Source organism: Streptomyces megasporus (genome assembly GCF_000718985.1).
GTDB lineage: Bacteria > Actinomycetota > Actinomycetes > Streptomycetales > Streptomycetaceae > Streptomyces > Streptomyces megasporus.
This window is the reverse complement of the sequence record NZ_JODL01000033.1, coordinates 1-15,062: the sequence shown is the minus strand read 5'-3', so window position 1 is coordinate 15,062 and position 15,062 is coordinate 1. Positions and strand designations below refer to the sequence as shown.

Below are 15,062 nucleotides of genomic sequence, written 5' to 3'. Positions count from 1 at the left end.
GGCAGGCATGGTGCTTGTGTACGGAGCCGCTATCGGTGTGGGGGCCTCGCACAGCCGTCGGCGCTCCGCGGAGCCAAGGCTGGAGCAACCGCCGAGACACGGAGGGGCCTTGGCCGCTACGCCCGCCGATGTCGGCCCACGGGCCGGTAACCGGTGCCCGGCCACCGCAGCACCCGTTGGGGAGAGGGAGGCGCCGGACCGCGGTCGTGGGGGTGGCGAGGCCCCGCACGCGGTATGCCGGCGGCCGGTCCGGCCCCGGCCTCGGGAGACCGCACGGGATCGGGCCCGGGCCCTCCGGCGGCGGAATGCCGCCCACCGTCCTGCTGTCGCATCACCAGGCTCCAGTGCAGCTGCTCCAGGTGGAACACGCACGCCCGGCACGCTCGGATCTCGACGTCGATGCCGCGTGCTCTGATCGTGCCGATCGGTGCGACCTCCGTGCCGGTGCGGTCGCAGCGGAAGCACGTCCCGGCCGCCCACTCGAACCGCTCCCACAGCGCGAGCGGCTTCACGGCCGCTCCCCGGCCTCGACGGGACGGAGGTCGGCGATGCGTGGCGTCCACTCCCGGCCACCGCCCACCGGGCGCAGCCACGCCCGGGTGGGCGTCGCTGAGGCGGGGTAGGGCCAGTCCTGCACCTCGCCCCTCCGCCCGGTGCGGGTGTCCAGGACAAGGGCCCCGGTGGTCAGCCAGTCGGGCAGCGGTGCGAGGTCGGACGCGTCGGCTCCCGTGCCGCGTCGGCCGGTGGTCGGCGTGGTGGGAACCCGGTGGTGCGTGCCGCTGTTCGTCATCGGACCTCCAGCGATCCTCGGCCGTAGGTGGTGGCCCGCCCGCGCGTGGGAGAGGGGCGGGCCACCTGGACCACCCGGCAGCGAAGGGGAGTCGTACGGCATCGCCCCGGACGGTGCTCTGAAGTGGCGCATCGCGGGTTCTCCGGATGCCGCCACCGACCCGAGGCACTCGGCTGAGGGATGGCGTCACACCGCATCCCGGCCCGGAGTCCCTTGGGCTGCGTGGTGAGGCTGCACAAGATCCGCTTCCCTGGCCGCCTCGCACAACGGCAAGTAAGCCCTGACGGGAGCCGTTTCGCAGTGGACAGGGTTAACGGACGCCCTCGTTAACCGTTAACTCCCCACACGCGAGGCGGTCTTGCCATCATCATGCGGTGACCGGGCAACCACGGGCTGCGAGGGTGCGATGAAGGCCAGGACGAAGCTGCAGGAAGCCAGACACGCACGTGGATGGACTCAGGCGGACCTGATTGACGCGCTCACGGCCGCGGCGGAGCGGCTCGGGGTGGAGTCGCCGACACGTGCCAGTCTGAAGACCTTGGTCTCGATGTACGAGAACGGACGGCGACCGGTCAGTCGTGATCACAGGCCGCTGTTCCGCGAGGCGTACCAGGCGACCGACGCCGAGCTCGACTTCCCCTCTCACCCGGAGGAGACAGAGCCACGGGACCCATCGTCCGCGCCTTCGCCGCGGAGCAAGCTGCCCGCCCCGGTCAGCACGGAGATGCTCGGCTACCTGGCGTCCGTCCTTCGGCAGCATGCCCAAGCCGAACCGCTGGTGGGCCCTCGGTTCCTGGTCGCGCCGGTGCAGAGCCAGATGCCCCTGATCGAGCAGATGTGCCAGGAGTCCCACGGTCTGCTGCGCGCGGACGTGCTGCGGATCGGCGCCCGGTACGCCGAGTTCCTCGGATGGCTGTACCAGGACACCGGCCACACGGACGAAGCCGTGCGCTGGACCAGCACGGCGATGGACTACGCACAGGAACTGGGCGATCCGATGCTCATCGCGTACATCCTCCAGCGACGCGGCAACATCGCCACCGAAGCCGGCCACGCCGGGCATGGGGCAGGTCTCGCCAACGCCGCGCTGCGGCACACCACCAGCCTCTCCCCCCGCGTGCACGCGGTCGTTCTACGGCAGCTCGCCAACAGCAAGGCACACCTCGGAGAGCGAAGCGAGACCGCTCGCGCCATCGAGCACGCCATGGCGGCAGCCGACGCGGGAGACGATTCCGACCCCTTGGCCGGATACTGCTCGGCGGCGTACATCGAGATGGAAGGAGCCAACTGCGCCCTACACCTGGAACAGCCGGACGAGGCCGTGCCGACCTTCCACAAGAGCCTGAGCCACTGGCCCGCCGTGCAGGAGCGGGACCGAGGACTGTGCCTCGCCCGCCTCGCCACAGCGAACGCCGCCTTGGAGGACGTGGAGGGCGCCTACGATGCAGCACGGCAGGCTCTGGACATAGCGGAGCGGACAGGATCGGCACGCATCCGAACCGAGCTGTCCCGCGTGCGGCAGCGCCTTGCACCATGGCGGAAGCTGGTGGAGATTTCAGAACTGAACGCGGCGCTGGACAGGATGGACGGCGCCGCCCTCCAGCGAGCCGAAGGAGCCCCGTGAACCTACTGCCGACAGCCACGAGCACCGACGTCCAGGAGCAGCGGCCCCGGGTCGCCGTGCTCCCGGTCGGCTCCTTCGAGCAGCACGGGCCTTACCTTCCCCTGATCACCGACACCGCCATCGCGGCCATCTACGGACGGTGCATCGCGGACGCCTACCCGGTCCACCTGCTGCCGCCCATCACGATGGCGTGCAGCCACGAGCACGGCTCCTGGCCGGGCACGGTCAGCATCAGCGCCAGAACCCTCTACGCGGTGATCGACGACATCAGAGCCTCCCTGGACCGATCCGGCATCCAGAAGCTGGTTGTCGTCAACGGCCACGGAGGCAACTACGTCCTGTCGAACATCGTCCAGGAGGCGAACGTCGACGGGCCGCGCATGAGCCTCTTCCCCCTGAGCGGCGACGTGGACCGCGCCCGCGACGACGCCGGCCTCGTCTCGGACAAGCACGGCGACATGCACGCGGGGGAATACGAGACCTCCATCCTGCTGCACGCCGCACCCGAACTGGTACGCCCCGGCTACGAGGAAGCCGACCACGACGGCAGCGAACGCCGCTTCCTGCTCACCTTGGGCATGACCGAGTACACCGCGTCGGGCGTCATCGGCCACCCCTCCCACGCCACAGCAGAGAAGGGCAAAGCCCTCCTCGACAGCCTCACGAAGAGCTTCGCCGACCACCTCGCCGCCTTGGACGAACACTGACCAGGTGGTAATCCACTACCCCACGGGCGCGAGGTGCGACTGCACGACACCACGCTCTACACGTCGATGTTCCACTACGACGACAACCTGCTGATCAACCCGCACATCTGGGGCAGCCGGCCAGCGCCAACCCCCTGCTCCACCTCCGAAGAGTCGACGCCTCCGGGTGGTTCGACAACTACGCTCAGAGCTTCGACGCCGTTTGGGCCGGCGCACGGCCCTGGACACCCGACCAGGAGGGGATGGCCGCCCGTGGGCAGAACTGAGTACTACCACGACCCCAACGCCCCCAGGCGAACACCCTCATCCCCGCCGGCAACCTGCTCGTCGTCGACGCGGACGGCGCCATCCTGCTCCAGCGCCGCCGCGACACCGGCCAGTGGGCCCTGCCCGGCGGCGCCCAGGACATCGGCGAGACGGCCGCGCAGTGCGCGGTGCGCGAGTGTCGGGAGGAGACCGGCATCGTCGCCGAGATCACCGGCTTTCTCGGGGTCTACACCAACCCGCACCACATCGTGGCCTACACCGACGGCGAGATCCGCCAGCAGTAAGAGACCACCTACATCGGCCGCCCCGTCGGCGGCGCACCCACGGTCAACGACGAGGCCGACGACGTCCGCTTCGTCTCCCCGGCCGACCTGGACCGGTACGGCATCCACCCCAGCATGCGCCGGCAGATCGGCGACTATCTCGCCGGCACCTACCCTCCCCTGGGCTGAGCCGCCAACGTACCCTCCACCCGCCCCACCGCGACGAAGATCTCCGGCGCCGCCCGGCGGATGAACCGCCCCACCACGCTGTCATCCCCGTAGCGGCCCCGAATCTCGGCCACCCGTTCCCCGGCGGTGGTCCGCTCACCGTCGGGCGTCGTCGTCATGTCGCAGTAGACCAGCGCGTCCACCAACAACTGGTCCTCCAGCAAAGGGAACTCGGCCTCCAGCGCCTCCCGCAGCCCGCGCTCCTCGGCCTCCAGCAGCGCGAACGAGTGATTCGCCACCAACCGCACCAACCGCTCGTCCGCACCGTGCTCGTCACGGAGGAACCGGGCCCCGTCCAGCGGATGAAAACCAGTCACGGCCAGCCGGGGCGCGTACCCGACGTCGTGCAGAGTGGCGGCAGCAACGAGCAGGGATGCCCCCTTGCCGAGGACCTGACTTACTTCGACCCCGTGTTCGACCACCCCTTGCGTATGTGCCCACCGTCGTGGAAGCGCGGTGCTGAGTTAGGCTTCCGCTACCTGCGTCGCCCACTTCACAGTCGGATCGCCCATGTCGCACTTCCTCTCCCCAAAGGCTTCCTGGCCACGCTGTACACACCCGTGACCCAACGGCGTACGTGTCATGCCCTGTGAAGCTGACGGACAGCTCTTCACAGAGATCACCTACGCCCGACAAGCCCCTTTCGGTACCATGCTCCAAACCGGGGGGATTCCGGCTGGTGTGGGACGAGTAGCAGCGCGCTCACCACACGAAGCCCGAGAAGTCCTGCCACATGCGGCTCCACCGGAGCACACAGACGAATCAACCGCACAGGACTGACCGGGTGCACCGGGTACGGAGCGTGAAGATGGACTTCGATGTCGCCGCTCCCGACCCTGCTGGCATGGTGGCGTCGCTCAGCTCGCTCGGCTACTCGCTTCCCGCCGCCGTCGCAGATCTAGTGGACAACAGCGTCTCGGCAGAGGCCAAGAACATCGACGTCGACTTCACGTGGGACGGGCAGAGTTCCTGGATCGCGGTGACGGACGACGGTAAGGGGATGACGGAGCCCGAGCTGGTGACCGCCATGACGGTGGCTGCCCGTGGCCCGTCCGCCGAGCGGAGCGCCACGGATCTCGGTCGTTTCGGCGTGGGACTGAAGTCCGCTTCCTTCTCCCAATGCCGCAAACTCACCGTCGCCACAGTCAGGGCCGGGATCTGGCACGTCCGGACGTGGGACCTCAGTGTCGTGGAGCACTACAAGGAGTGGCGGCTTCTCCGTGACCCCGGCGGCACGACCACGACCCTCCTGCGTCGGATCGCGGGGAGCATGCAGCACGGGACAGTCGTCCTGTGGGAACAGCTCTCCGGCTACCACAACACCGCCGTGACTAACGACGACGAAAAGACACAGGCCCAGTTCTATGCGGAGGCGGAGCGTACCGAAGCCCACCTCTCGATGGTTTTCGCCCGTTTCCTACAGCCCCCGGCCCGGCGCCGGATCCGGGTTCGCGGCTCCGATCTCTCCCCGTGGGACCCGTTCCTGTCCACGCACCCCTCGGTACAGCGGATCCCCTGGGAGCCTCTGCCACTGGGATCGGAGTCGGTGCGCGTGGAGCCCTTCGTCCTCCCGACAGCACAGCGTCTCTCGGAGGCCGAGTACGAGTCGGCTGCCGGGCCCAGGGGATGGCTGGGACAGCAGGGGTTCTACGTCTACCGCCGTGACCGCCTAATCCTGGCTGGGGACTGGTTGGGAATTCGTGGCCTGCGGCGCGAGGAGAAGTACAACCTCGCGCGGATCGCCGTGGACATCCCTGCGGAGGCCGACGCCGACTGGGGCGTGGACGTGCGCAAGGCAAGCGTGGTTCCTCCCGTCTCCTTGCGTCGTCACCTGGAGAGAATCGCCAGGTACACCCGCGAGGCGGCTGCCCGTTCCGCACGACAGCGTGGTCAGGTGGTGTCGCGGGCACACGGTGACCCGCTGAAGTTCGCCTGGAACGTGAAGCGTCAAGACGGTCGGATCCTCCTGCGCATCAACAGAAAACACCCTCTGGTGAAGGCAGCACTGCACGGCCAGGGCGGCAATCCGGACGTCGTCCGCTCAATGATTCGCCTCCTTGAGGAAACGGTCCCGGTCACGGCACTCCGCATGCTCCACGAGACCGACACGGTCGACGACCCCGAGCCCTTCGGCGGTCCGGGGCCGGCCACTCCGGAGACCGTCGACATCGCCCGCCAGGTGTACGAGGCACTCCTGGGGCAGGGCCACTCCCCTGAGGACGCCCGGGGAGTGCTCAGCTCCATGCCTCCCTTCGACGAGCAACAAGGTTTCTGGAACTCCTGACCAACCTGGTAGCTATCTACTCCCAACCGACCGGCAGCTGGAGGTCGCTGTGAGCACCGCTCCCGAAGACAATCTTGAGAAGGCCGAGCAGACCGCGGTGCTGCTCCTGCCAGGTAACCGCCAAGCGACGCCAGCCGATGTGGACTTCGCTGTGAACACCGCAGTCAGCGTCCTCGCTGCCCAGGGAATCACCGTGGAGCGGTACCAAGTGCGAAAGGTGCTCGAGGCCCGGGCTTCCGTGTTCCAGGCTGATTCCTCCGCGATGAAGAACGACGAAGGCCATGTGCCCTGGCTCGCCGACGCGAAAGCCAACCGGAAATGGGACTTCTGGGACCGCTACCGGCGCTACCTCCTGAACGTCTCCAAGCTTCCGACACAGGTCGTGCGCCGACTCGACCAGAGCACCGACGACGTTCTCGGTGAGCTGGAAGACCCTCAGCGGGAGGGCACCTGGCGCCGGACCGGGCTCGTGATCGGGCAGGTCCAGTCCGGCAAGACAGGGCAGTTTATCGGGCTCGCCGCGAAGGCGGCCGACGCCGGCTACCGGCTCATCGTGGTGTTCGCCGGGATCCACAACGATCTGCGCAGCCAGACCCAGCTCCGTATCGACGAAGGGCTCCTCGGGTTCGACACCCAGTACCAGTTCCGCTCGGACGACGACGCGCACCGTCATATCGGTGTCGGCGCGATGTCGCACGGCAAGCGTCTGAAGGCCGCGTCGCTCACCACTAGCCACGAGAAGGGGGACTTCGCCCGGAAGACGGCAGTCTCCGCAAACGTGCCGGTGGGTAGCGTCCCGGTGGTCCTCGTGGTCAAGAAGAACCGCCGGATCATCGACAACCTGCGTGACTGGGTGATCGACAACCACGGCGTGGAGGATCCGGAGACCGGCCGAATGGTCGTTCCCGACCTCCCCCTGTTCGTGATCGACGACGAAGCCGACAACGCCGGAGTGAACACCTCCAAGGACCCCGACACCAACCCGTCGGCGATCAACAAGGCCATCAGGCGGCTGGTAAACAGCTTCACCAAGGCGTCCTATGTCGGCTACACCGCGACTCCCTTCGCGAACATCTACATCAACCCCGACACCGACCACGACGAGTTGGGCCCCGACCTCTTCCCGGAGAGTTTCATCCGCACCCTGCGTGCGCCGTCCAACTACCTTGGTCCCGAGCGTCTCTTCGGTCTACAGACCGACGGCGACGAGGAGGACATCGAGCCGCTGCCACTCATAAGGCACATCAAGGACACAGACCCCTGGGTGCCGGACAAGCACAAGCCCTACCACCAGGTTCCCGACTTCCTGCCCAAGTCGCTGCAGCGCGCCATCCGGTCCTTTGTCCTGACCTGCGCGGCACGTCGAGCGCGCGGGCAGGTCGCCGTGCACAACTCCATGCTGGTGCACGTGACCCGCTTCACCGCCGTACAACAGCAGGTCCGCGATCAGATCGACGCCCACGTGCGTCTGCTCTTCGACATTCTCCAGGACCGGTTCAGTAGTGCCCGTGAAGAACTCGAGGAAGAGCTGCAGCATCTGTGGGAGGAGGACTTCGTCCCCTGCACCGAGAACATGACTGGGGACAGGCTCGACTGGGAAGACGTAGAACCCCATCTCCACGCCGCCCTCGCGAAGATCACCGTCATGGCCGTCAACGGTGCGGCGAAGGACGCCCTCCAGTACTACGAGCGCCGGGAGACCGGTCTGTCGGTCATCGCCGTCGGCGGCGAGAAGCTTTCCCGCGGCCTGACCCTCGATGGGCTGTCTGTCAGCTACTACCTGCGTGCCTCCAAGACATACGACACCCTGCTGCAGATGGGCCGCTGGTTCGGCTACCGCCCCCGCTACGAGGACCTGTGCCGGCTATACACGACACGTACGCTGCAGCGCCAGTATGCGGAGATCACCGCAGCCACCGACGAGCTCCGGCGCGACATCGAGGAGATGTCCGCGGTGGGGCTCACCCCCCGCGAGTACGGTCTCAAGGTCAGGACCTCGTCGCTCGGCCTCGGCATCACGGCCTCCAACAAGATGAGGCAGGGCACGCGTGTCCGCCTCAGCTACTCCGGTGAGCTTCCCGAGACGACTATCTTCGATCTCTCCGAGAAGGTGGTTCGCCACAACCACGAGCTTCTCGAGTCGTTCGTCGCACGCCTCGATGCTCTCTCCTCCGGAGAGGTGGACAAGCGGAGCGGGAGCATCACCTGGAGTGGCGTCGCAGCCTCGGACGTCACCGAGGGTTTCCTTGACACCTACCTCACCGACCGGCACGCCCAGCGGGTTCGTCCGGCCTTCATCGCAGAGTACGTACGTCAGTGCGCCAGGCAGGGCGAACTGGGAAACTGGACGGTCCGCCTCGCCAGCAGACTGCCCGAGGGAGCGGCGGCCGAGATCGCGGGCCATTCCATCGGCCTCATCACGCGCAGACACTCCAAGTCCTCGGAGGTTGTTCCCGGCCGCTACACGATCAAGCGTGTACTCAGCCCCGCCGACGAGCTCTGCGACCTGACCAAGGAGCAGATCGACCGTGCGCTGAAGGCCACGAAGGAGGCCGCAAAGGGGAAGCTCAACAGGAAGGGTGAACCACTCGATCCCGATACCCCTCGCGGTCGGCCTCTGCGCCACCAGCGCCGCCCTGACCAGCCATTGCTACTGATGTATCCCCTCGACCCTGCCGAGGTGGCCAAGTCGTCGGGGAACCCCGAGCCTGTCGCTCCTCTGGTCGGGTTCGCCATCAGCTTCCCGTTCTCCCGTCACCAGTTGAAGACCGAGTACGTGGTCAACGACATCTGGTTCAAGCAGGACATGGAGTTTGACGACTTCGAGGACGAAGAGTGATCGACGAGAGTCTGTGGCAGGAGTTGGAGGCCCACCAACAGACCCCGGGCAGGTCCACCAGGCGGCTCCATCCCGAGTCCCCTCACGACATCCAGGTGTCGGTGACGCACCCCGCTCTCCGGCGGATGCTGCTGCTCGGCACCGACGCCAGGACCGCCGACACCGTACGCCAGGAGATCCATGAGCTGCCGGCCACCCGTGGCCTGCAGCTGAACCTGTCGTCGGTGTCCGGCAACCACTACGAGCTCCAAGTCGTGCTCACCGACGACGAACTCACGGAGGTGTTCACTCCACTCGTTGCGGACATCGCGGACGTGGTGCGAGACGCACCGACCACCGAGACGGCGGCAGAGGCCGCGGTTCGCCGCTACGTCCGATGGCAGCAGCTGCTGCGCTCCGTGTCGCGCGAGGGCCTGTCCCGGCAGGCTCGGTGCGGCCTCTTCGGTGAACTCCACTTCCTCCTCGAGTACGTACTTCCGGTTGTGGACCAGCACACGGCCGTCAGCTCCTGGACCGGTCCACGGCAGACGAACCAGGACTTCCAGTTGCCCGGCGCCGCGGTCGAGGTGAAGGCGACCACAGCCCGCTCCCCCCGGACGATCCAGATCGCGAGCGAGCGGCAGCTGGACACGGCCGACTCGGCGCCCCTCGCGCTGGCTCACGTCGTCCTCGACGACCGGCAGCGGGGGATCGGCAGGAGCCTGAACGCCTTGGTGGACGAGATACGGGCCCGTCTGACCTCACCGTCCGTCTCCCAGCGCTTCGAGAGCCTACTGGTCCAAGCCGGTTACCTGCCGAACCAGCGGGACCTCTACGACCACGATCGCTACACCCTGCGTCGCAGCGAGTTCTGGACGGTCGGGGAGGGCTTCCCCAGAATCGTCGAGGCCGAACTGCCGCCCGGGGTAGGTAACTGCACCTACACCATCGACGTTTCGGCCCTGGCCGCCCACAGCGTGACCGCCGAAGCACTCGTCGATCTGATCCGAGGAACCCATGGCTGAGCACGATCTCCAGGAGTACTCACACGCGCTGGTCACCGACATCCAGGCGTTGGCGGACGCCGAGGGCGGCTCGATCCCGAACACGTTCACCCAGCACGTACTCGAGATCCTCGAGGAAGCCGGCGTCGCCAGCGACGCCGCACTCGCGTACCACTCTTCCCGGGGACTGGAAATCTACGGTTACGGTCTGCCTGAGGACGGGTCCAGCCTCGACCTCTACACCACGGATTTCAGCCTGACTCCCTTGAGCAGCAAGCTGACCAAGGCCGAGTCTGACAGGCTCTTCCGCAGGGTGTTCGCGTTCCTGGGCAAGCATGGGGCCATCCGTCCCAACCAGGAGGACAACACCGACGTTCACGACATGTGCGTGGGTGTGGAGAAGGCGCTGTCGAACGTTCCGAAGATCCGCCTCTTCCTTCTCAGTAACCGGGTCAGCACGACAAGCGCCCCGGAGCCCAGGGAGTTCGAGGGAATCCCTGTCACGCACGAGCTCTGGGACCTTGCGCGGCTCCACAGGCATGAGACCTCCGGGAGCATCGGCGAGCCCATCAAGGTGACCTTCGACCGTCCCCTTCCCTGTCTGGCGGCGCACAGCGACGAGCCTAACTACTCGGTCGTCCTGGCCGTCATTCCTGGCCGACAACTTGCCGAGCTGTACAAGGAGCACCGGACCCGGCTGCTCGAACTCAACGTCCGGTCCTTCCTCCAGACCCGCGGCGCTGTGAACAAGGGCATCCGCGACACCCTGCTGAACGCTCCGGGCCGCTTCCTCGCCTACAACAACGGCGTGACCGCCACCGCCTCGGACGTGGACTTCGAGACCGACGAGGCCGGCAGTCCCGTCGCCATCAAGAGCATGACCGGTCTCCAGATCGTCAACGGTGGTCAGACCACCGCCTCACTGCACCACGTCCTGACTCGTGACAAGCGGGACTTGGACGGGGTCCATGTGCAGATGAAACTCACGATCGTCGATCCCGCGCACCTGTCCGAGATCGTCCCGAAGATCTCCCAGTACTCCAACACCCAGAACAAGGTGACATTGGTCGACTTCAGCTCGAACCACGAGTTCCACGTCGCCTTTGAGCGTGTCTCCCGCAGCCTGTGGGCTCCTGCAACCGACGGCAGCGGCCAGGAGACGCGATGGTTCTACGAGAGGGCACGGGGCCAGTACACCGACAAGTCCGCCGAGTACGAGACCCGCGCCGCTCAGCGCAAGTTCAAGCTGATCACGCCGAGTCGGCAGAGGTTCAGCAAGTCTGACCTGGCCACCTTCATACACTCCTGGGAGCAGCTCCCGTACTGGGTAAGTCGTGGCGCGCAGAAGAACTTCGCGCACTTCATGGAGAGGATCGAGAAGTCCGATCCGGTCGTGGACGTGCAGTACTGCAAGCGCGCCATAGCCACCGCCCTCCTGTTCCAGGCTGCCGACCGGATCGCCCGTGCACACTCGGCCGGCAGCCACAAACGGCTGATCACGACCTACACGGTCGCCCGGCTTTCTCTCGCCGCCGAGAAGCGGATCGACCTCGACAGAATCTGGAACGAGCAGGGCATCACAGATGCACTGAGGAACGCCCTCAACGAACTCTGTCCCTTGATCATAAAGACGGTGGTCTCCGGCGACCGACACGTGTCGGAGTGGGCGAAGAAGCCTGACTGCTGGGACGAGGTGTCCCGCGTCCCGTGGACGCTCCCTGATGCGCTGGCCGCCGAGCTCACGGCCGAGCCCTTCGAGATCGCCTCTCTGGAAAGCGCCGAGTCCGACGAGGCCGAAGCTGCTGTCGAGGACATTCCCAGTGAGGAGTGGCGGGCTCTCGCGGACTGGGCCCGCGAGAGCCGCGTCCTGCGCTCCGTCGACAGGCAGCTCGCCGACCGCGTCGCGCAGCGTCTGGCCCAGGGGCGCCGGGTCGTCGGGGCCCAGGCCAGGCAGGCAATGGAGGTCTACGAAGAAGCTCTGCGGCAAGGATTCCACCCTGTGCCTACGAGCCTCGACCAAGAGATGACGTGAGCCCAGCAATCCCGGAACAGCTGGGCTGCCGCTACAGAGTTCCCTCGCCCAACAGATCGTTGATCGCGTCTTCTGCGCGCCTCAGTACGATGCGCCCGTCCCCGCCGCTGAACACGAGCAGCTTGATACCCGGGTTGATGCCTGCTTCGATGAGGAGTCCGAGCGGGAGCCTCACACGGCCTGCCTCGTCTACGTCGAGTTCTGCAGGGTCTTGGAACACGAGGAGAGTGTGACACTCCCCATCTCGGCGGACGCAGAAAGGCTTGAACGGTGATCACGGCCGAAGGCGGCAGGACGCCAGGTCAACAGTAGGTTGCCACTGCGGAAGGGAAGCACCTTCGTGACAGACGGGTGAGCGACACCAAGCCCAAGGTCGCCCTCAGGAAGGCGGTGCACCGGCTGGGCCTCAGGTTCCGCCTTCAACAGAGGGTGGCATCCGAGTACACGGCCGACTTTGTGCTTCCCAGGCACCACATGGCTGTCTTCGTCGACGGTTACTTCTGGCACGGCTGTCCAACGCACGGCGCAAAGGTGTTCCGGGAACCGAACGCCGGGATTTTGACAGACAAGATCGAGACCAACAAGGCCAAGGACAGACGCAACACGGAGGCAGCAGAGGCCGTCGGATGACCGTGCTCCGGATCTGGGAGTGCGAGGTCAAGACCAGTCCCGCGGAGGCAGCGCTCAAGGTTGCCGAGCGGTGTTCGGATCCTATCCGCGTGACTGGGCAGGGACAGGTTCCCGACCGTGCGTCCCACTCAGAGCGTCCGTGACCAGGTCGCTCGCAACACTGTCCCTGCCCGCGCAGTACTGACTCAGGGGACATTGATCACAGAGAGGATCCTTGGCATTACACAGAGTGCTCCCGATCAGTCGCAGCGCAGCCATGCGCAGGGGAGCCTTTTCGCCTGCGCCGACGAGCTTCACTAGGTGCACCCGACCGTCGCTGAGTCGGTTCGTATGGTCCGAGTCACTGTTGTGCAGCCGGGCAGCGACACGCAGCGCGCTCTGTCCCACCCACAGAAGGTCATCATCAATCAGCAGCCGATAGAGCGCACTCTCGGCTGGCTTCATACCTAGGCGCTTGGGCACCTCCTTCTGCTTCTCCTCGTCCTCGGCCCAGACGCTTGACTTGCCCGCCACTGCGGTCAGCCGGTTGAGGCGTGCCCGAACGGCGGCAGTGGGAGCTGCATCAAGGAGAGTTCGCAGAGCGGACTTGGTCAGAGTCGTATTCTCCTGGATAGCCTTGAGCATCTCGTGCATCTGACCAGGCTGCACCCGGGTCCCGGCCAACACCGCAACGACCGCCGCGTGCGCTGACGACAGCTTGGGCAGCTGGTGCCAGTTCTCGCCGTTGCGCTGCCGTTCCGCCCAAGCGGTCAGGTGCTCGCGGGCCATGCGCCAGCGGGGCTGGAGCCCACCTTCCTCAGCCTGGTACCCCTCGACAGGCAACAGCACTTCCGCGGCGGCCTTGCCGAGGAGCGGCGGCACCGCGTTGCCGATCTGCCGGAAGGCGTCACTACGCGTCCCAGCGAACCTGAACCGGTCCGGGAAGGTCTGCACTCGTGCCGCCTCCCGAACGGTCAGGGTGCGGTTCTGGTCCGGATGGATATACCAGTAGCCGTCCTTGGCGATGTGGGCGGTGATTGACCTGCTGAGGTCGTCCCAGTCGAGCTTCTTGTACTTGTCGGTGAAGTGCTTGGCGCTGTACCGCTGGAGCTCCGGGTCGATGTCCGAGTACAGGGTGTTGGAGTCCATGCTGTTGAAGATCACCCAGTCGTCCGGTCTGACCCTCCGGGTCATGTGGTCGAAGACGACCTCGCGCTTCGCTCGCTTGCGCATCTCCCTGGCAAAGTCGGACTGATCCTCGGAGGGAGTGTCGTACGGCATCTTGCGCTCGCCCACGCGCTCCGTGGGTACCACGGTGAGGGGAGGGAGGTCACCAATGGCGTGACGCAGGGTGGTGCGCTTATCTTCGGCGACCTCCTGCTGCCACTCGAACTTCTCAATGTCGTTCCTGGCCAGCAGGATGAGCCGCTTCCGGTGCTGAGGTACTCCATAGCGCCAGGCATCGACGAGGCGTACCTGGGTTGCGTAGCCGAGCTCCTCAAGTTGCTGCTCGATCACACGGATCACGAAGAAGTCGTCACCGAGGCCCATGTCCGGAACGTTCTCCATGAGGACGGCGCGCGGCTTGATCCTCTTCACAACGTCGAGGTACGCACTCCACAGCTCTTTGCGGAGGTCGTGAGGGTCGCGGCCGTGATGCTCGACAAGGTGGCGAATCTTGCTCCGCCCAGCCCTGCTGAACGGCTGGCACGGCGGACCCCCCGCCACCAGATCGATCTTGCCCTTCGCCGGCTCCAGCAGCTCCTCAAGCCTGTCACGCTCGGCAGGGTTCCCCAGGTCCATGTGTAGGCTCATGCCAGGGAAGTTGGCCGCATGGGTCTCAAGGGCACGTTCGTCGAAGTCGACAGCGGCTGCCGTGGTCCAGCCAGCTCGCTGAAGCCCAAGGCTCAGACCGCCTGCCCCGGAAAAGAGGTCCACGGCCAAGCGGCGCCCCTTGCCGTACCCTTCGAGCCACTTTGCGAACCGCTCGGGCCTGCAGCTGTGCCTGTGCCGTGGGAGCTTCAGATAGTCGCTCCGCTCCAGGGGTACGCCGTAGTGCGACTCCTGCACAGCACGCACCTCCACACCAGCAAGTACCGAGTACGACGAGCACCAGGAGATCACAGACGCGCTGGTGGAGGCAAGGATTCCACCACGCTGACCTCGGGAAATCCCGCAAGGCCGGTGCTGCGCTCTGTCGGGTACCCGTGCGAGTCCGCACGGCCCCCGGATCTTGGTTTCGAACCGACGTTCCGGTGCGTTACCGGAGGCAATCTTAGAGGACAGCGGTGACAGCGTCGCCCTCGGGGCCCCGTTTGATCGGACAAGCTGGTCAACGTGAACCGCTCCGGGTCTGATGGAGGCTCGATTCCCTGAGAGGATCGAGTCATGGCACGTCCGTCCCCCTACCCTGCCGAGCTTCGTGAACGTGCGGTG

10 protein-coding genes and 3 pseudogenes are annotated in these 15,062 nt (G+C 66.2%); 9 read left to right on the top strand and 4 right to left on the bottom strand.

Annotated features, from left to right (window positions below; all coding sequences use genetic code 11):
• Window positions 1-508: 508 nt before the first annotated feature.
• Window positions 509-790: a hypothetical protein gene (locus IF47_RS31685; RefSeq protein ID WP_031510932.1), complete on the bottom strand. Its 282-nt coding sequence runs from the start codon at window positions 788-790 to the stop codon at window positions 509-511.
• Window positions 791-1,295: 505 nt separating this feature from the next.
• Here IF47_RS31685 and IF47_RS0123275 point away from each other — a divergent pair.
• The 4 genes and pseudogenes from IF47_RS0123275 (at window position 1,296) to IF47_RS28155 (ending at window position 3,840) form a co-directional block, all read left to right on the top strand.
• Window positions 1,296-2,414 carry an NsdA family TPR-like regulatory protein gene (locus tag IF47_RS0123275; RefSeq protein WP_157840029.1) on the top strand — a complete coding sequence of 373 codons (1,119 nt, stop codon included), beginning with the start codon at window positions 1,296-1,298 and terminating at the stop codon, window positions 2,412-2,414.
• Between the two features lie 5 nt (window positions 2,415-2,419).
• Window positions 2,420-3,121 (top strand): creatininase family protein, encoded by a 702-nt coding sequence (locus IF47_RS0123270; protein WP_425423641.1) that lies wholly within the window; start codon window positions 2,420-2,422, stop codon window positions 3,119-3,121.
• A gap of 24 nt (window positions 3,122-3,145) precedes the next feature.
• Window positions 3,146-3,387, top strand: a pseudogene (locus tag IF47_RS31680) (XRE family transcriptional regulator); the annotation flags it as partial.
• Window positions 3,374-3,840, top strand: a pseudogene (locus IF47_RS28155) (NUDIX hydrolase). The pseudogenes IF47_RS31680 and IF47_RS28155, both read left to right, overlap by 14 nt.
• Here IF47_RS28155 and IF47_RS28150 read toward each other — a convergent pair.
• Window positions 3,822-4,391: pseudogene (locus IF47_RS28150) on the bottom strand (HD domain-containing protein). The pseudogenes IF47_RS28155 and IF47_RS28150 sit on opposite strands and share 19 nt — an antisense overlap.
• Window positions 4,392-4,687: 296 nt before the next feature.
• Here IF47_RS28150 and IF47_RS0123255 point away from each other — a divergent pair.
• The 4 genes from IF47_RS0123255 to IF47_RS0123240 are packed head-to-tail and all read left to right on the top strand — an operon-like array spanning window position 4,688 to window position 12,017.
• Window positions 4,688-6,163, top strand: a complete 1,476-nt coding sequence (locus IF47_RS0123255) for an ATP-binding protein (RefSeq protein WP_031510929.1) — start codon at window positions 4,688-4,690, stop codon at window positions 6,161-6,163.
• Between the two features lie 49 nt (window positions 6,164-6,212).
• Window positions 6,213-9,002, top strand: coding sequence for a Z1 domain-containing protein (locus IF47_RS0123250; RefSeq protein ID WP_031510928.1), 2,790 nt, complete (start codon window positions 6,213-6,215; stop codon window positions 9,000-9,002).
• A complete protein-coding gene (locus IF47_RS0123245; protein ID WP_031510927.1) occupies window positions 8,999-10,006 on the top strand; it encodes a PD-(D/E)XK motif protein in 1,008 nt (335 codons plus the stop codon). Before IF47_RS0123250 ends, IF47_RS0123245 begins: the two co-directional genes overlap by 4 nt.
• Window positions 9,999-12,017 (top strand): AIPR family protein, encoded by a 2,019-nt coding sequence (locus IF47_RS0123240; RefSeq protein WP_031510926.1) that lies wholly within the window; start codon window positions 9,999-10,001, stop codon window positions 12,015-12,017. Before IF47_RS0123245 ends, IF47_RS0123240 begins: the two co-directional genes overlap by 8 nt.
• Window positions 12,018-12,048: 31 nt before the next feature.
• Here the strand turns inward: IF47_RS0123240 and IF47_RS0123235 are convergent, their stop codons facing one another.
• Window positions 12,049-12,237: an AbrB/MazE/SpoVT family DNA-binding domain-containing protein gene (locus IF47_RS0123235; RefSeq protein ID WP_031510925.1), complete on the bottom strand. Its 189-nt coding sequence runs from the start codon at window positions 12,235-12,237 to the stop codon at window positions 12,049-12,051.
• A 131-nt stretch (window positions 12,238-12,368) separates the two neighbouring features.
• Here IF47_RS0123235 and IF47_RS28145 point away from each other — a divergent pair, with 131 nt between their 5' ends.
• The gene (locus IF47_RS28145; protein ID WP_245641208.1) at window positions 12,369-12,647 is read left to right on the top strand and encodes a very short patch repair endonuclease; all 279 of its coding nucleotides are present in this window, start codon (window positions 12,369-12,371) and stop codon (window positions 12,645-12,647) included.
• 81 nt (window positions 12,648-12,728) lie between these two features.
• On the opposite strand, the gene dcm is transcribed toward IF47_RS28145, so the two are convergent.
• Window positions 12,729-14,696: a DNA (cytosine-5-)-methyltransferase gene (gene dcm / locus IF47_RS0123225; protein ID WP_031510924.1), complete on the bottom strand. Its 1,968-nt coding sequence runs from the start codon at window positions 14,694-14,696 to the stop codon at window positions 12,729-12,731.
• Window positions 14,697-15,062 lie beyond the last annotated feature (366 nt).